15 protein-coding genes are annotated in these 16,782 nt (G+C 42.7%); 8 read left to right on the forward strand and 7 right to left on the reverse strand.

Translation table 11 applies throughout. The annotated features are described in order from the left end of the window. Positions 1-255: 255 nt before the first annotated feature. The gene (locus tag NG798_RS04185) at positions 256-648 is read right to left on the reverse strand and encodes a hypothetical protein (protein WP_261220559.1); all 393 of its coding nucleotides are present in this window, start codon (positions 646-648) and stop codon (positions 256-258) included. Positions 649-901: 253 nt separating this feature from the next. Here NG798_RS04185 and NG798_RS04190 point away from each other — a divergent pair, with 253 nt between their 5' ends. Continuing rightward, positions 902-1,714 carry a hypothetical protein gene (locus NG798_RS04190; protein ID WP_261220560.1) on the forward strand — a complete coding sequence of 271 codons (813 nt, stop codon included), beginning with the start codon at positions 902-904 and terminating at the stop codon, positions 1,712-1,714. A 414-nt stretch (positions 1,715-2,128) separates the two neighbouring features. Here NG798_RS04190 and metX read toward each other — a convergent pair whose 3' ends face one another. Together metX and NG798_RS04200 are read right to left on the reverse strand one after the other, a co-directional pair. Then, positions 2,129-3,244: a homoserine O-acetyltransferase gene (gene metX / locus NG798_RS04195; RefSeq protein WP_261220561.1), complete on the reverse strand. Its 1,116-nt coding sequence runs from the start codon at positions 3,242-3,244 to the stop codon at positions 2,129-2,131. A gap of 179 nt (positions 3,245-3,423) precedes the next feature. Continuing rightward, complete coding sequence (locus tag NG798_RS04200; RefSeq protein ID WP_261220562.1) at positions 3,424-4,722, reverse strand: O-acetylhomoserine aminocarboxypropyltransferase/cysteine synthase family protein; 1,299 nt, start codon at positions 4,720-4,722, stop codon at positions 3,424-3,426. A 267-nt stretch (positions 4,723-4,989) separates the two neighbouring features. Between NG798_RS04200 and NG798_RS04205 the strand changes: the two genes are divergently transcribed. Beyond that, a complete protein-coding gene (locus NG798_RS04205) occupies positions 4,990-5,469 on the forward strand; it encodes a tellurite resistance TerB family protein (protein WP_261220563.1) in 480 nt (159 codons plus the stop codon). A 97-nt stretch (positions 5,470-5,566) separates the two neighbouring features. On the opposite strand, the gene NG798_RS04210 is transcribed toward NG798_RS04205, so the two are convergent. Together NG798_RS04210 and NG798_RS04215 are read right to left on the reverse strand one after the other, a co-directional pair. After that, positions 5,567-6,619 carry an agenet domain-containing protein gene (locus NG798_RS04210; protein ID WP_261220564.1) on the reverse strand — a complete coding sequence of 351 codons (1,053 nt, stop codon included), beginning with the start codon at positions 6,617-6,619 and terminating at the stop codon, positions 5,567-5,569. Between the two features lie 610 nt (positions 6,620-7,229). Further along, a complete protein-coding gene (locus NG798_RS04215) occupies positions 7,230-8,627 on the reverse strand; it encodes an ankyrin repeat domain-containing protein (RefSeq protein ID WP_263012883.1) in 1,398 nt (465 codons plus the stop codon). A 211-nt stretch (positions 8,628-8,838) separates the two neighbouring features. Between NG798_RS04215 and NG798_RS04220 the strand changes: the two genes are divergently transcribed. Then, positions 8,839-9,312 (forward strand): DUF4079 domain-containing protein, encoded by a 474-nt coding sequence (locus tag NG798_RS04220; RefSeq protein WP_261220565.1) that lies wholly within the window; start codon positions 8,839-8,841, stop codon positions 9,310-9,312. Positions 9,313-9,482: 170 nt separating this feature from the next. Here the strand turns inward: NG798_RS04220 and NG798_RS04225 are convergent, their stop codons facing one another. Further along, positions 9,483-10,181 (reverse strand): DUF1997 domain-containing protein, encoded by a 699-nt coding sequence (locus NG798_RS04225; protein WP_261220566.1) that lies wholly within the window; start codon positions 10,179-10,181, stop codon positions 9,483-9,485. 487 nt (positions 10,182-10,668) lie between these two features. Here NG798_RS04225 and NG798_RS04230 point away from each other — a divergent pair, with 487 nt between their 5' ends. Both NG798_RS04230 and NG798_RS04235 read left to right on the forward strand, forming a co-directional pair. Next, positions 10,669-11,328 carry an SDR family oxidoreductase gene (locus NG798_RS04230; RefSeq protein ID WP_261220567.1) on the forward strand — a complete coding sequence of 220 codons (660 nt, stop codon included), beginning with the start codon at positions 10,669-10,671 and terminating at the stop codon, positions 11,326-11,328. Positions 11,329-11,512: 184 nt separating this feature from the next. Further along, positions 11,513-12,262 (forward strand): glycoside hydrolase family protein, encoded by a 750-nt coding sequence (locus NG798_RS04235; RefSeq protein WP_261220568.1) that lies wholly within the window; start codon positions 11,513-11,515, stop codon positions 12,260-12,262. Here NG798_RS04235 and NG798_RS04240 read toward each other — a convergent pair. Then, on the reverse strand, positions 12,214-12,507 hold the full coding sequence (locus NG798_RS04240; protein WP_261220570.1) for a hypothetical protein: 294 nt from the start codon (positions 12,505-12,507) through the stop codon (positions 12,214-12,216). The genes NG798_RS04235 and NG798_RS04240 overlap by 49 nt on opposite strands. Positions 12,508-12,858: 351 nt before the next feature. Here NG798_RS04240 and NG798_RS04245 point away from each other — a divergent pair, with 351 nt between their 5' ends. From NG798_RS04245 to NG798_RS04255, 3 genes are read left to right on the forward strand one after another with little or no spacing between them, the layout of a single operon-like run. Beyond that, positions 12,859-13,974, forward strand: coding sequence for a hypothetical protein (locus tag NG798_RS04245; RefSeq protein ID WP_261220571.1), 1,116 nt, complete (start codon positions 12,859-12,861; stop codon positions 13,972-13,974). A gap of 9 nt (positions 13,975-13,983) precedes the next feature. After that, on the forward strand, positions 13,984-15,603 hold the full coding sequence (locus NG798_RS04250; RefSeq protein WP_261220572.1) for a CHAT domain-containing protein: 1,620 nt from the start codon (positions 13,984-13,986) through the stop codon (positions 15,601-15,603). A 20-nt stretch (positions 15,604-15,623) separates the two neighbouring features. After that, complete coding sequence (locus NG798_RS04255; protein WP_261220573.1) at positions 15,624-16,562, forward strand: ADP-ribosylglycohydrolase family protein; 939 nt, start codon at positions 15,624-15,626, stop codon at positions 16,560-16,562. Positions 16,563-16,782 lie beyond the last annotated feature (220 nt).

Raw genomic sequence — 16,782 nt, forward strand, 5'->3', positions numbered from 1 at the left:
GCGGCCAAGATACTTGACGGGTAGCCGTCTGGAACAATAGCTCGGTGCCTGGGCTCTTTTAACAAACACAAACCCCTACACTTCGGTGTCGGGGTTTTGGGTTTTTCGGATTTGTTTGTGTGATTCTTTTTAGGGGAAGAATTTAAATAGCATCCGCGAGAGTTGTTAGGCAAAAATCGCGTGTGTAGCTTAGATAAAACTGAAGTGGCGGAGCTCGATTTATCAGAGCAACTCGTTGCTTTACGTCAGCTAGGGTTAGTTCGACGAGGGGCGGACAATAATGTTTCCCTTACCGGGACCTTCGTAAATTTCAACATGAGCTACTCGTCCAGTACCTTGATAAAATCTAACTTCTGCTCTGGAGCGTGATGGCATTGAGCGCCAATTACCATTTCCTGAATTATTCAGAGTGGTAATAAAACCATCATCCCAACGAATCACAATTTGACTTGAACTCTGCGAAATCGAACAGCCAATTGATTCTGCTTGAGGTTGGTTCTGTCCGTAAAAGCTGCAACTTGAACGATAATTATTGCTCTGTCTCATTCTCTCCTCGGCTTGAGCATCGCTGCTGAAAGCAATCGCAGATGCCAGCAGCAAATTTCCCACCAAAACCCATTTCTGTAAAAAACTTGAACTTAGTCTCATAGGATTGTCTGCAAGAATTATCAGAGCTTTATTAGCCTTGAGCCACTCTAACACCGCAGCCTTCGTTCCTACAGTGAGAAAAAGTTACAAAAAGTAGCATCTTTGGGGGTGTGGTAGAATCAGCGGAAATTCGATGGCTAGGATAGCGGACTGACTCCTGCTGTCACGAGGTTGCAGCAGACCGGCTAAGGTATGCCACCTCCTCCTAACCCTGGCTGAGAGTACCATAACAACGTTGGAGTGGACTTGATAGATGAAGGTTGAGGAAGCACGGGCGCTTGTGGAAACCGTTCTTGAGGACGAGCGCCTCAACAACGTTCAAGAGTTGATATTTCGGCAATGTTGGGAAGGAAGGCATTCCTATCAAGAAATTGCTCAAGTCGCTGGATACGATTATGAATATATCAAGGCCACAGGCGCTAAACTCTGGAAGTTACTCACAGAAGCCTTTGGAGAAAAAGTCAAAAAAAGTAATCTCCAGTCTGTACTGAAGCGATATTTACGCCGGCATCACATAACTTTACAGCAAAATAAGGGAACAGGATTCAATCTCAGCGGCTCAAACTTAAGTGGAGCTAGGCTTTTCTTTGCTAACATCAAAGAATCCGACTCCTGTCAAGCAAATTTCTACAAGGATAAAAGACAGGATGATAAAACTGAGTTGGAGCAAGAGAAGATAAAAGCTGAACCGGCGGTAAACCCGAACGCGAATTCTCCTGCTGAAAAACTCACTCATATTTGGAACGGTTGGCAGTTTCATTCAGCAGGAGAGGTGAGCATTGCCGAGGCACTCAATCGCGCCGGCGTGCTCTTTTTCCCCAAAGCTACGGCTCGTTTGACGACTCCCGACGGCAAGCAAAACCAAGACCTTCATTTTCTCATCTGTTACGAAGGCAAATTAGGCATTCTGGCGGTGGATCTGGCAGAGGAGGATCAGGAGACGGCAACCGATGGAATTCTCCAATCTCAGGGTATCCGCATTATCCAGCATTACGACGTTAACGAATGTACCGTAGAACCCCAGCGAGTCGTGCTGGAGTTTTTACAGCTTTTGAGTCAGGCATAAAAATCAAGCGGGAAATTTCACTATCCAGTGCCTAAACTCTGAGCACATTCCCGCATTGGAAGGGCGTATGTCACACCGGCTGCGTCAACAGCTTACTTAGTTCCCGATGCGCGAATTACCCTCACAATTTTTAGGACTTGCACAGAACTCTACCAGCTTCTTGAGCGTTATTAACGCACCCTACTTTGCCGGCACCTTTTTAACCACAGAAAGTACACCCCTTTCAAAATAGTTGGAGTTTCTATTTTTTCCGCTTCTTTAAATCCTCAAATCTTCCTCTTTCATTCCACCGGCCCCAAAAAATCTCTACCCCAAAAAACGCTCAATTAAACCCTCTACACTTTGCCGATATCCCCTCTCCCACCTCTGGCAAAAAGCCACACTTGATGATGGGAAAGGGGGCCAAAACATAACCTAAAAAAACCGTTTTCTCATTAACTCTTCCGCCAGCCGTTTTTCCCGATCAAAACTCAATAAACGCTTGCGAAAACCCACCAACATATCATTCACCGTCTCCAAATCCATCAAAAACGCATCGTGACCGTGAATAGAATGTAAAATTTTCAACGAAGCATTCGGAATTAAATTCCCAAGTTCGTATTGTTCCTCCGGCAAATAAAGCACATCCGAATCAATCGCCACCATCAAAGTCGGCTGTTTTATACTTCCCAAAACCGCCTCAAATTCACCCCGCCCACGCCCCAAATCGTGCGTATCCATCGCCTTCGTTAAAGTAATATAGCAATTCGCATCAAAACGCTCAACCAACTTCTCCCCGTGATGATGCAAATAACTTTGCATTGCAAACAAGTTTTCTGATGGCTTATCAGATTGCAAATTACGCCCAAACCGCGCCTCAAAACTAGCTCTTGTGCGGTACATACACATCGCCATCATCCGCGCTGCACCCAATCCAGCCGCCGGCGGATTTTCTATTGTATAATATCCTCCTCGCCAATACGGATCTGCATATATCGCCTGACGCTGCGCCTCACTTAACCCTATACACCACGCGGAATGTCGCCCCGAAACTGCCATTGGGGCTATGGCTTCCACCACATCAGGATACATCACAGCCCACTCAAGCACCTGCATCCCGCCAAGAGAACCGCCAATAACCATTTTCAGCCGTTCTATCCCCAACCCCTTGACCAGCAACGCCTGTACGCGCACCATATCCCGAATAGTAATTGCCGGAAAATCAGGGCCATAAGGACATCCAGTTGCGGGATTCACCGAAATCGGGCTGGTTGTCCCATAACAACTTCCTAAAATATTGCTACAAATCACAAAATCATTTTCTAAATCAAACGTCTTACCAGCGCCAAACAATGACCCCCACCAGTTATCAACATCCGCATTGCCGGTTAAAGCATGACAAACCAAAATTGCATTATCCCCGGTAAATCGGCCCCACGTTCGGTAAGCCACCCGCACCCCACTTAAAACCTCCCCCGACTCCAACAAAACCGGCTCAGGAACCTCATAAAACTTCGTTTCCGGCGAAACAAACCCCTGATATCTCATCATCAACTTCTCCCCTTCTACTCAACAACCAAAAAACCAAACTTAAATAGAAAAAACACAGTAGGGGCGGGTTAACCCTGCTCCATAGGATCAACTAAAATATTGATGAACCCGCTTCTACTGAGTGCCGCAGAGATACTACAAATACCTCCGCGTTTAAAACAATCAGCCCTCTTGAACCATCAACCAAAAGCCTGTTCAAAATCAAGCTTTATATCGTCAATATGCTCAATTCCAACAGAAACCCGAATCAGATCAGGCGTTACACCGGCTGAAATTTGTTCGGTATCTGTTAACTGTTGGTGCGTTGTAGAATTCGGGTGAATTACCAGAGTTTTTGAATCACCCACATTAGCTAAATGGCTTGCCAGTTTCACACTACTAATAAACTGCTTAGCAGCATCCCTTCCACCTTTCAAACCAAAATTCAGCACACAACCAAAGCCATTTTTGAGATATTTTTTCGCCTTATCGTGATAAGGGTGATTTTTCAAACCCGGATAATTTACCCAGGCAACTTTGGGATGTTCCGACAACCACTCAGCCAACGCCAAAGCATTATCCGTCTGACGCTGTACGCGCAAAGAAAGAGTTTCCAAACCTTGCAGCAATAAGAAAGAATTAAACGGACTAATACACGGCCCCAAATCGCGCATCGCTTCTACTCGTGCACGAATAATAAACGCGATATTTCCAAAGGGAGAATTCATCCCGAATGTCTCATTAAAATTCAATCCATGATAGCCCGGAGAAGGTTCAGTAAAAATTGGAAATTTGCCACTACCCCAATCAAATTTACCGGAATCAACAATCACCCCACCGATTGAAGTTCCATGTCCGCCAATCCACTTGGTGGCAGATTCCACAACAATATCCGCGCCATGTTCCAGAGGCCGGCATAAATAGCCACCACAGCCAAACGTATTATCCACAATTAACGGAATATTATGCTCGTGGGCAATATGCGAAAGCACTGCAAAATCAGGAATATTAAACCCCGGATTTCCCATTGTTTCCACATACAAAGCTTTTGTTTTCTCATCAATCGCTTTGCGGAAATTTTCTGGATCATCTCCATCAACAAACTTAACATTAATTCCCAATCGCGGAAATGCTACCTTAAATTGGTTATAAGTTCCGCCATATAAAAAGCTGGTAGAAACAATATTATCGCCTGCTTCACAAATCGTTCCTATTGCGATAAATTGTGCTGCCTGTCCGCTGGATGTTGCCAGCGCCGCTACCCCACCTTCTAAGGCTGCAACCCGCTGTTCAAAGACATCTGTAGTCGGGTTCATCAAGCGCGTATAAATATTCCCAAACTCTTGTAGGGCAAACAATTTTGCTCCATGTTCCGCATCATTAAAAACGTAAGAAGTGGTTTGATAAATAGGAACAGCGCGAGCATTAGTACCGGGGGCCGGTTGTTGACCGGCATGGACTTGCAGCGTTTCAAAATGATAATTACGTTCTTCAGACATTCAAGAATCCTCAATTACCCCCCAGGGGCCGGTTGTACTTTGACAAATTAATTAGGGCCGGCAAACTTTTTGCCTTTTTGGGCCACTCTACTCCGCCCTAACTGAAGTTTCGTTATTATACCCCATTCCCTCTCTTTAGAAAAGAGCTTTTTGTACAACATAAAAGTTGTAAAACTCTCTTTGACAGTTTTTTAAAAATTGTTACTATTTCCTTAACACTTTTGAGCAATTTATCCTTTTTATCCTGTAGAATTTGTGCAACCCTAAATGAATGGAAACAACGATATTGCCATGAGTAAATACGATGCTATCTTCTACTCAGAAGAAACAATTGAAGAAGAACTCTCACCAGAAGAAGGCTTAATGCACATTGCCATGATGGCAGTTAGTGCCGATGGGGAATTTCCCCAAGATGAAATCGAATCTATATATGGCGTTATTAGCAACACGCCTCCTTTTGAAGATTATACAGATGAAGAAGCCCTTGAGCGATGCCGCGAAATACTTCTTAACGTCTCCAACCTGACCAAAGAATATGGAAAAGGTGCGGTTTTTAATGCTGCCATTGATGCTTTTGGAGAAGATGAAACTTTGCTACAAGCCGCTTATGCTGTGGCTGTTGAGTTGTGTGTGGTTGATGAGGATATGCCTGAAAAAGAAGAAGAATTTTTAGCAGCACTCCAAGAAGCTTTAGAAATTTCTGATGAAGTTGCGGAAGAAATTTTTGCAGAGTTGACAGATGTTTAATAGGTTTTGAAAACCACAACAAGGTATAGCTAAAAATAGAGGAGCGCTGACTTTTTTATAGCCGCGATCCTCTTTGTTTATGAACTGTAAAAATAAGTTACTTTCTGACTCGTAAATATTCCGATCCTACCCATTCATCCCACCAATCAGGATAATCATCATAAGTGATTAAATGTAGCCCATACCAAGCTTTTTTTACGGTAGCCGAGAGCCAGCTTTCTTCTTCGGATAGTGCCTCTACTTCATCCCCGACTGCAAACATTTCAGGTTTATAAGGACGTATCCTTTCTGGTTCTACCCATTCTTCGCTTTTATCTTCAATGTACAAAACTTTCACTTCCCCATCACTTGTTTCTAGGGTTTTTGCTTTATACCAATCTCCCTCATATTCAACTTCAACTCGTTTCCCTTCTATCGGTTCAATTTCATCAGAAACCTCAGCTAATACCATCTGTGAATCAAAATCGCCGGTGGTGAGAAACATTGACTTTTGTTCTTCAATAAAAGCCATTTCTAATTCCGCATATCGGGCAAAATCATACAGTGTAATTATCCCGTCTCCATCTAAATCTACAGTGGGGTCTCCACACAAACCTTTATATAATGATTCCGTAAATGTCCAGCCGCCGGTTGAGGTGTTGTGGGCATAAGATGAACTCACACAAGCATAAGAAATCTCGCTATCTTGCCTGTTTTTTACTTCAGCAATTAAGCCCCCCGAAAAACAACAATCTGCCAATAATAAAACTCTCGACCCATTAAAATTATTCTCAATTTCATCAAAAATCGATGTCACTGACCAGTAATTATCTCGGTCTTCTGCATTGGCATCATAATTGACAAAAAAATGCTCTCCAGTTTCTGAATCCCAATCACCATGACCGGCAAAATAGACAATTAATAAATCATCCTCACCGGCCTGGGCCAAAAACTCAGGAAAACTCCCGGTTATTTCCTCAAAAGTCGCTTCGCTATCTTGCAAGTAAATAATTTGTTCTTCGGGTACTCCAGAATCTTTAAAAAAATTTACAAGCTTTTCATCGAACCGGCCCTCCACCGCATCAGGAAATGGTGGCCATACCTCTTCCTGCTCCCATTCCAAAATTCCTACTGCATAAAGCCAAGTTTTCTCCGGTTTCCAGTCTGGCATCTTTCTATTACTAAGCCTTTAATCTAAAGTTTTCCTTATTGTAAGCCAAACCTTTAACCAATTGCAAATAAATAGTTTATTCTGGAGCTTTTGCTGGTTCCCCCCTATCGAACTTAACCTTTTAAAGATTGTAATTGCTGGATAATTGTAGAAAATAGGTTAGCCATTTCTGGACTACAACAAAGCCTTAGCCAGCAGTAGAGAGCAAAACCGATAAAAATAGCTTTGAAACTCTTAACAAAATTGCTGCCTTGAAATATCCATTAAAATAATAGTTTTGCTAAATTAATCTGATAGGGATAAATCCCAAAAAACCTAGCAATAATTATTATTTAAAAAATTTTTTATAAGTAAACAACCCGTAATTACCTGCTCCACGAGCAATTAAAAAGAAGCGGATAATCGCTAATTAAACTTAGGAATCAACCGAGTCCGCGCCATCATCTCTACATTATCCAGGGTAATCAAGAAATCCCCATCAATCTGTGTTCGTGGTGGCATATAGGCTATCTCTAGCAATTGGTTTTTTAACGCCTGATGGCGATAGTGACACCCTATCCGAGGCCGGTAGTAACTGTAAAAATGCCTTCAACGGATAAATGAGCTATATTTATTGCACCGCACCGGCATCTTTCAAAAGCTTCGCCACATTTTTATACCCATTAAAATCCGCCATCATCCAAGCAGTATAACCACCCCGATTTTTAACATTTACATCCGCCCCAGCGTCTAACAACAACTTCACAATTTCCGTAAACCCACGATGTGCTGCCCACATTAAAGCAGTCGCCCCCACATCATCCACTAAATTAACATCCGCACCTTTTTCTAACAACGCTTGCACCACAAAAAAATGCCCTCTATCTGTAGCTCGAATTAAAGAAGTTTTGCTATCATCAGCGCGAGTATTGGGATGAGCACCACCCTCTAATAAAACCTTTACAGTATGCAAATTTCCAGCAGTTGCAGCCAGAGTTAAAGGCGTTTCCCCCGCATTTCTCGTTCTCAATAAAATTTGTACTTGTTCCGGGTTGCCGCCCAGCAAACAAGCAGCAACTTTACTATGATTATGCAACGCAGCAACCAATAAAGTTGTATCCCCTAGCCGGTTTTTTATCAACCTATCTGCACCACGATCAATCAGACATTTAACAACCTCCGCATGACCTTCTACAGCCGCCAAATATAAAGCCGTTTCTAAATCATTATTTTGAGCATTAATTTCCGCACCGGCATTTAATAAAAACCTTACACTTGCCATATCACCGCCGGCTGCTGCTGCCATTAATGCCGTCCAGCCATCCGGGTTTTTTCCATTCACATCAGCCCCAGCAGAAATTAACCTTTTCACCACATCACTTTGCAGGCGATCTGCGGCTAAAAACAAAGCCATTTCTCCCTCAGAATCTCGTGCATTAACATCCGCACCTCCCTTAATTAAAACCTCAACCAAAGGCAAATTTCCTTTCAAACAAGCCCCCATCAAAGCTGTTTTGCCTCCCGCTAGTTTTGTGTTGACATCTGCGCCCCGTTCAAGCAAAACTTTGATAACATTCGCATGACCTTGATTGAGAGCAACTTTCATGGCTGTATCGCCATCTTTATCTTTAATATTAACTTCTGCACCGGCATCAATCAAAACCCGCACAATTTCTGCATCGCCTTTTAAACAAGCAGCCATCAGAGCGGTACTGCCATCATCATTTTTGGCATTGACATCAGCGTTTAAATCAATTAAAACTTTCACCGTATCCAGTTTTTTATTAGCAGCAGCTAACATTAATGCCGTCACCGCATAGCGTTGTCTGGAGACGTTGACATTTGCACCGCCATTCACCAACAACCGCACAATTTCTGTGTAGCCATATTGGGCTGCAAACATTAAGGCAGTGGTACCCTCTCGATCTGTAGCATTGACATCAATACCTTGAGAAATTAAGGCTTGTACGAGAGTAACTTTGCCGGTTTTCGCAGCCTGGATCAACAAATTATCGTTTTTAGAGGCCATGATTGTAAAGAGATGCGATAACGAAGCTTATGCTTAGATGAGAGTTCACAGACAAAATAACCTTAAATCGTACATTTGAGAAGATGTTACTCCAACCTAGCCTTGCCGGTGTCAAAATTTCAGCCACCCAAACTAATTACACCGTTGCCGGTAGATCCGGCCAGAAGTATGATAATTTTTATAAAGTTGCTTAAAATTTTGTTTCGCTCCTATGAGTTTGGAAATCCCGGCGTCGGTTAAAGTGTACAGTCAATTTTTCCACCCCATCCTCATGTGGGTGCTATTTGGGACATCCCTATACGCTCTATACTTGGGCGTGTTGGTTCGCCGTACCCGCACCACAAAAGATAGCGACAAACGCAAAGAACTTGTCAAAGGCAAGTTTAACGTCAAGCATTATCAAATTGGTTCGCTGTTAATGGCGTTGATGGTGGTGGGTAGCATCGGCGGTATGGCTGTTACCTATATCAACAACGGTAAACTATTTGTTGGCCCTCACCTGTTGGCCGGTTTGGGGATGACTGGCTTGATCGCACTTTCTGCCGGTTTGTCTCCCTTTATGCAAAAAGGTTCTGACTGGGCACGTTACAGCCATATTGTTCTCAACGTAGCAATGCTTGGTTTGTTTGGCTGGCAAGCCGTCAGCGGTATGGATATCGTACAAAGAATTATTAGCAAAATGTAATTGGCAGTGGAGATAGGGGATTGGGTAATTAAATGAATGCAATGGTATTCTTACACTTTTTCACCACTTCCCCTTTACTTAGCTGCATAACAGAAAAACTCGGTTTTTAGACAAAGTGAGAAATCAAAAAAGCCGAGTTTTTTAGGATATTTTATTATTCTCCACATTTCCTATTTACATTGTTCGCAATGGGCGACTTTCCGCTTTAGAGCAACATTTTTCTTAAACAGTTGTACCTTGTCTTCACCCAAAAAACTGTGAAAATCTTCTTGAACTTTAGCTGTTAAGCGGCGCGAAACTTGTTTAACAATTTCACACAGCAGCCTGTCACCGGCATTTTGAATTTTTTGGCTGGGCAACCCCAAAATAAACTTCGGGATACAAACCCCCACAGCCAAATTTAATTTCCACTCTACCCGCGTCATTTTGCCATTGAAAGCCTGTATATTTTCTGCAAAATCCGTCGCAACTTCCACCAGCGCTTGCTCTGCTTGAAAATCTACCTCATATCCAGGCGGAGTATAATCAGGAACCGGAATCGTTTGGATCAAATAAACACCATTATTAGCCGGCAATAAATCTAAACCCACTTTTGGCTCAACTTGATAACCCAAAGCCCCAAAACGTCCGATAGTTAAAGCATAGCCGGTTGTTCCAATTGGTTCAGCCGTCATCGGATGAGCGCACCGGCGAAACCAACTTGAATGATCGTCAAAATACTTAGCCACCGTTTCGGCATCAGCATACATTTCCATATAGCCGGTGAAGTGAGTTGTAAACCAAATCGGCTCACTTCCCTCCTTTGGCTTCTCGGATGATGGCGTTTGGTTTGCCGGTTCATCTACAACAACCACATCTTCTTCAAACATTTGATTTTCAGTGATTGACGACTGCATAACACCCTATGTTGTGAGGTTTGCTGTTTATAAGTTTGGCCCAACATTTATCAAAAGAGTTTTGATTTTTCTACTTTAGTGTTTTTATCTTGACAACGCACTCCGTATTTTTGCGGGACTTTTTGACCAATTATGATGAGAAATTGACCGATCAGGTAAGCTCTAGGCTTGTGTGAACAGTATAAACACATTCATTCCATTATTCTGTACTTTAGTTCTCAGCATTTTAGTGATCTCTATCAATTCCTGCCTTTGTCAATCAAAGTATAGTCAGCCACAACAACCCCAGACCCTAATTTGCCTGCGTAAAAGTACGGTAATTACTAAACAAACTTCTTCAAATCCTATCGCTGGGGGGATGCCCGCCCCTAAAAAATCTCTCTTATGGCAGAAATGCCTGCATAATTTTTAAGATTTCTTTATCATTTTTAATAAAATAGCCAGCAGGAAATTATAGGCAATGAAAGCATTTGTAGCAGGGGCCACCGGCGAAACAGGCCGGCGTATTGTACAAGAATTAGTAAAGCGCCAAATTCCCGTCCGCGCCCTCGTTCGCAACCTCGAAACCGCAAAGCAAATTTTACCACCGGAAGCCGAATTAGTCGTCGGCGATGTCTTAAACCCAGACAGTCTCAACAGCAGCCTAGGAGACAGCACAGTAATTTTATGTGCCACCGGCGCCCGACCGAGTTTTGATCCCACCGGCCCCTACAAAGTGGACTACCAAGGCACAAAAAACCTCATCGATGCTGGCAAAGCCAAAAACATCGAGCATTTTGTCTTCGTCACTTCCCTCTGCGCTTCCCAATTTTTTCACCCCCTTAATTTGTTTTGGCTGATTTTGGTGTGGAAAAAACAAGCTGAAGAATATTTACAAAAAAGTGGTCTCATTTATACCATTGTCCGCCCCGGAGGTCTGACCAATGAAGATAACGAGTTGGGAGTACAAATGTCTTCTGCCGATAGCTTATTTGAAGGCCGCATTCCCCGCACCAAAGTAGCAAGCGTTTGTGTCGAAGCTCTTTTATCGCCGGCTGCCCGTAATAAAATAGTAGAAATTGTCTCTAGCCCAGAGAGCAAAACTCCTTCTTACGAGCAATTGTTTGCCGATGTTTTTTAAAAGCCATAGCGTTTCTGAGCTTAATAAACTATAGAAAACGCTTCTAAAAACCCGGTTTCTTTAAATTACCGGGTTTTTCTGGATCGCCGGCCTCATAAAAACGCTATATCTCTATTATTATCCAGACTGATTAGACAAGCGATAAATAGCTTTAAACAAACTTTTCACCTTAATTTTTAATCTTATGTCTTTACCTTTTTTTGAGCGTCCAAAAAACAGCCTGCTGAATTATAAGCGCAAAACTCTGATCAAAATCCTTGCCGGCACCACTGCGGCGATTGCCGTTGCCTTCTTGATGTTTTACTGGAATCAAGAAAGATGGCCGCCTCTTATTTATGACACCACCGGCACTCCTGCACCGCTGATTATGCAGGGAGGCGATCCCTACATTCGAGCATTGATGCGAACCATCTCCGCGAGCGAATCAAACGTTGCATATCCTTATTCAGTTTTATATGGAGGTGAGTATGTAAAAGATTTAAGCCAGCATCCAGACCGCTGCGTAAAAATTGTCAACGGCCCCAATCAAGGTAATTGTACAACCGCAGCCGGTCGCTACCAAATGCTGAGTACAACTTGGTATGAAACCGCAAAATATTATCACCCCAAACCCTCAAAAATTTTATTCTGGGAATCTTACAGCTTTGAACCAGAATTTCAAGATGCAGTCGTGTACGCTTGGTTAAACGATCCGACAGCCTGGGGAGTCAATATTCAGCAATTGTTACGAGAAGGAAAAATAGAAAAAGTCCTGCGAACCCTCTCCGGTACTTGGACAAGTTTAGGTTATGGCATTGAAGATAACTCAATGACCGAGTATTTACCGGCAATTTACAATGAAATGTTGCTCGAAGAACTCCAAGCCACTAAAAAAAATTCACAAATTTACCGCCCTTCGCAAGTCGCAATTTCTAAAGAAAGCAGCAAACCCTGACACTCATTTCTATCGAGTTTGCCTGCATCACACAATTCTAAAAGACTTGCTCCAATCACCCGTAAGGCAATGGCTCGGTCTATATATTCTTTCGCACCGGCCAGAGCAGTTTCTAAACTCAGGTAAGCTTGCCAGTTAGTGCAAATAGTATAACGAGCCGGTGGCACACACTTAATCGCCCATCCCCCCTCCAGCGCCATTGCTAAAATAGCCCACTCCTGATAATAGATACTCCAAGTTTTCATAAAAATTGCTCGCCTCACCGATCCAAATTTTGTTTGTATTGAACTATTGCTTTTAAGTATCCAGTTTTTTGCGAATAATGCAAGTGACGAGAGCAAAAAAGACAAGTGACAATTTTCTCAAACTTCTGTGATGAGTACCTGAGCTATAAAGCGATCATAATCACATTTTACCTGTGATACTTATCACAAAACCAGATATCCAGCCGCCGCAACTATTCCAAACCTAGAGACTGCATCCAATGCTAAAATACGCTCACTAGCCTAAACTCATCAAATCAAACATTCAATCAGGGCGCATTTCTGCTTGCCAAAAAAACAAGTTTTTAATTTTTCCTTTCTCCCAAATTTTAAATGTACACTCCTTCAAACTCACACTTAACCCTTTCCCCACAAGCTCGTCTCCCCAATAAAAAACACTTGTTGATTTTCCCCCTCCCTCAGAAACCAGGTAGAGGGAAGCGGGGGGGAATTTTTGTTATAAAAATCTTGCTGGGATTTTTAATAATAATCGGCTTACTTCCCCAAAAAACTTATGCTCAAATTCTCTCAAACCGGCCAAAAACCACCCAAATAAACAACAAAACTCTTAAAAAAATCCCATTTCCCCAGAGTGGTGTTGCTTCTTTACTTTCCTTTCCACCTCAAATTATCCAAAATACAGCCCAAACACCTCCCTCTGAAAATGGCGGTTCAGCACCAACTTTATCGCCTGTGCCGGTGACACCCGGAATTGAGCCATTTCAACCGGAAAAAATACCCCTGCGGCCCTCTGCTCGCCAACAAGACCGGCAACGATATGTCAGCAGTCCGGGCACTACCATTGTTACACCATCCGGCTATGGCAAATCGTGGGGAAGCGCCGGCATTGGGATCGGTTTTCAAGGAAGAACCCGCTTCACAGAACAATCTGATGGAGCCATTGGTTTAAGTGCCGGTTTTGGCAATCCTCAAAAAACCGTTGGTTTTGATGTTGGTGTGAGTATTTTTAATCTTAACGACGGCTTTGCAGATCGCGGTTCAATTAGTCTTAAACTCCACCGCTCTTTTCCTGAAAATTGGGCAGTAGCAATTGGCTGGCAAAATGCCTTAGTCTGGGGAGAAAGCGATGCCGGTACAAGCTTATATGCAGTTACCAGTAAAATGTTTAAACTCAAAGAAAACACCAATCAAGCCTTTAGTCAACTTTATCTTTCTGCCGGCATTGGCACCGGCCAATATCGGACAGAAACTCAAATTCAAGACGATATAGAAACCATTGGCGTGTTTGGCAGCGCAGCCTTAAGAGTAGCAGAACCGGTCAATTTAATTGCAGAATGGACAGGGCAAGATTTGAATTTAGGAGTTTCAATCGTACCTTTTCCAGAAATACCTTTAGTCATTACGCCTGCCTTAGCAGATGTCACAAATAATGCCGGTGATGGGGCAAGATTTGTCTTAGGAATTGGTTACGGATTTTCATTTAAATAGGCAAAAATTATGCAAAAATTTATCAGAAAATTTGGCAAACTGTTCTGGAGCTTTTCTTTAACACTTATTTTGGTGATTGCTATCGCCAATCCCGCACCAACCCAAACCGGCAATCAGTCCGATGCAACAAATCCCAATCCGATAGAAATAGTTCCAGAAACCACAGAAGAAAGCGAACAATTTGGAGAAGAAAGCGTAGAAGTAACTCCTGATTCCAGCGAAGAAAGTGAGCAAAATGAACCATCTCAAGAAGCAGTTTCCGAAGAAAGTGAAGTAGATCGAGCCGGCTATGAGAGTCTGGTAGGTAGCGAAACAGAAAGCGGTGCAGTCCAAGCATTTGAAGAAGCACAAGCCTCAGATTTTAGCAGTCAATTGGGGATTGATTTTTATGGCAAAACTCCCAGCATTGATGAAATTGCCGCCGCCTTATATGACATTTATTTAGTGACCGGAAAAAAGGCAACAATTAATTATGTTTTTGCCTTGGAAAATGAACTACAAACTCTGACAATTTTTCCTAAATCGCGTACCTCTGCTAAATCATCAGGACAGTTGATCGCATCAAAAATCTTAGGAAACTTAGGGCCAATTGCTCAAGAAGATCAAATTAGTCCAGCAATTCGTAAATCAACTTTAGTCAGCCGAGAAGAGTTAGAAAAGACCCTGAATAGTTTCCGCGATGAAATTACCAATCCCCGAAAAATCCGCCAAACAACTTATTTAAAACCGGCTCAACAGCTTTACCAGTGGATTGTTGCACCAATTGAAAGCGAATTACAAGAAAATAAAATTGATGATTTAGTGTTTGCAATGGATACCGGTTTGCGCTCAACCCCAGTGGCAGCAATGCACGATGGCAAACAGTTTTTAATTGAGAAATATGGGGTTAGTTTAATTCCGAGTTTTGGCTTAACCGATAGCCGTTATCGAGATGTTAGGAATTTAAAAATTTTGGCAATGGGAGCATCAACTTTTACCGATCAAAACGATTTGCCAGCCGTTCCTGTAGAGTTAGCTGAGATATTAAGAGGAGCTTGGCAAGGTGAAAAATTTATCAATGAACAGTTTACGGTTGAGAACTTTATTGAACAAAATAAGAAACAAAATTTTGCAATTATTCACTTAGCAACACATGGAGAATTTCAAAGCGGAGATATAAGCAATTCTTACATTCAGTTTTGGAATCGCAAACTTAACATGAATGAATTACGGAAACTCGCAGGAGAATTAGGCTGGAATTCAGCTTCTTCGCAGCCGATAGAGTTAATGGTTTTGAGTGCTTGTCGCACAGCATTAGGAGATGAACAAGCCGAATTAGGATTTGCCGGTTTGGCAGTACAAGCCGGGGTAAAATCTGCTTTGGCGAGTCTTTGGTATGTATCAGATGCAGGAAGTTTAGCTTTAATGAATGAGTTTTATCAGCACTTAAATATTACAGCCAATAAGGCAGAAGCATTAAGACAAGCACAGTTAGCTATGATTCGCGGAAAAGTGCAAGTTGAACAAGGACAGTTACGCGGTTCAGATCAAGAACCTTTGCCATTGCCGGATCAACTTGCTAGAAGTAATGTTAATTTCTCTCATCCTTATTTTTGGTCAGGTTTTATTTTAATTGGCAACTGGAACTAAACTGAAAAGGAGAAAAATAAATGAATGCGATTGTTTCTGGTTTAATGGGGGTTTGTGTGGGGGATGCTTTGGGAGTGCCGGTGGAATTTAAAAGCCGCAGTTACCTCCTAAAAAATCCGGTTAAAACAATGACCGGCTACGGAACTCACAACCAACCTGCCGGCACTTGGTCTGATGATAGTTCTCTGACTTTTTGTTTGGCTGATGCAATGTGTAGTGGTTTTTCTCTGCCAAGCATTGCTCACAATTTCTGCCGGTGGTTTAATGAGGGTTATTGGACGCCATATAACGAAGTTTTTGATATTGGTGGAGCCACCAGTCAAGCAATTTTTAATCTGCAAGAAGGCGTTAATCCTACAGAGGCGGGTGGTACTCAAGAAAGGGATAATGGTAATGGTTCTTTGATGCGAATTTTGCCGATGGCATTTTACCACAAAACGGTAGATTTTGAAGAATTAATTAATCGCACACATCAAGTTTCTCGGATTACACACGGCCACATCCGAAGTCAAATTGCCTGCGGAATTTATATTAGTGTTGCGGTTGGTTTGTTGCAAGGTTTAGAACCAAAGGCTGCGTATCTGCAAGGGTTAGAAAATATCAGGCAGATGTACAACCAGCCGCCTTTTGAGAGGGAATTTAATCAGCATTTTTCAAAAGTTTTTTCTGGCAAAATCGATGAATTTTCAGAAAGTGAGATTCATAGCAGCGGGTATGTAATTCATACCCTAGAGGCATCTTTGTGGTGTTTGCTGACCACTTCATCTTATGCAGAAGCGGTTTTGAAGGCCGTTAATTTGGGTGAGGATACGGATACCACCGCTGCTGTCACGGGGGGTTTAGCCGGCATTTATTATGGTTATGATGGCATCCCCTCAGAATGGGTAAGTCAAATTGCCAAAAAAGAGGCGATTCTCGATTTAGCCAAACGTTTAGAAGCCACTTTAGCAGATTGCTGATCAGGGGCGCTTGGCTTCAGTGGCCCTAACTTGGAATGAGGCACAGCCCCTATGCTAGTCCCGATTGCCAGTGCCACACCACAAGATTTGCAAAATCACTTCAAGAAACTTTGCCGCGATCCCACACCGTGATAATCTGAGTAGTGGCAATTGTAAAGCTAAGTAAAACAAGCCGACACCGCGCTCTCCAGAGCGCTGCAACGACTATTCCAAAATCGCT

The sequence above is a fragment of the Ancylothrix sp. D3o genome (assembly GCF_025370775.1).
Classification (GTDB): domain Bacteria; phylum Cyanobacteriota; class Cyanobacteriia; order Cyanobacteriales; family Oscillatoriaceae; genus Ancylothrix.

Bases quoted from the DNA above. Each gene is read 5' to 3' on its own strand.
- NG798_RS04185 (WP_261220559.1), bottom strand. From the start codon at position 648: ATGAGACTAAGTTCAAGTTTTTTACAGAAATGGGTTTTGGTGGGAAAT.
- NG798_RS04190 (WP_261220560.1), top strand. From the start codon at position 902: ATGAAGGTTGAGGAAGCACGGGCGCTTGTGGAAACCGTTCTTGAGGAC.
- metX (WP_261220561.1), bottom strand. From the start codon at position 3,244: ATGATGAGATATCAGGGGTTTGTTTCGCCGGAAACGAAGTTTTATGAG.
- NG798_RS04200 (WP_261220562.1), bottom strand. From the start codon at position 4,722: ATGTCTGAAGAACGTAATTATCATTTTGAAACGCTGCAAGTCCATGCC.
- NG798_RS04205 (WP_261220563.1), top strand. From the start codon at position 4,990: ATGAATGGAAACAACGATATTGCCATGAGTAAATACGATGCTATCTTC.
- NG798_RS04210 (WP_261220564.1), bottom strand. From the start codon at position 6,619: ATGCCAGACTGGAAACCGGAGAAAACTTGGCTTTATGCAGTAGGAATT.
- NG798_RS04215 (WP_263012883.1), bottom strand. From the start codon at position 8,627: ATGGCCTCTAAAAACGATAATTTGTTGATCCAGGCTGCGAAAACCGGC.
- NG798_RS04220 (WP_261220565.1), top strand. From the start codon at position 8,839: ATGAGTTTGGAAATCCCGGCGTCGGTTAAAGTGTACAGTCAATTTTTC.
- NG798_RS04225 (WP_261220566.1), bottom strand. From the start codon at position 10,181: ATGTTTGAAGAAGATGTGGTTGTTGTAGATGAACCGGCAAACCAAACG.
- NG798_RS04230 (WP_261220567.1), top strand. From the start codon at position 10,669: ATGAAAGCATTTGTAGCAGGGGCCACCGGCGAAACAGGCCGGCGTATT.
- NG798_RS04235 (WP_261220568.1), top strand. From the start codon at position 11,513: ATGTCTTTACCTTTTTTTGAGCGTCCAAAAAACAGCCTGCTGAATTAT.
- NG798_RS04240 (WP_261220570.1), bottom strand. From the start codon at position 12,507: ATGAAAACTTGGAGTATCTATTATCAGGAGTGGGCTATTTTAGCAATG.
- NG798_RS04245 (WP_261220571.1), top strand. From the start codon at position 12,859: ATGTACACTCCTTCAAACTCACACTTAACCCTTTCCCCACAAGCTCGT.
- NG798_RS04250 (WP_261220572.1), top strand. From the start codon at position 13,984: ATGCAAAAATTTATCAGAAAATTTGGCAAACTGTTCTGGAGCTTTTCT.
- NG798_RS04255 (WP_261220573.1), top strand. From the start codon at position 15,624: ATGAATGCGATTGTTTCTGGTTTAATGGGGGTTTGTGTGGGGGATGCT.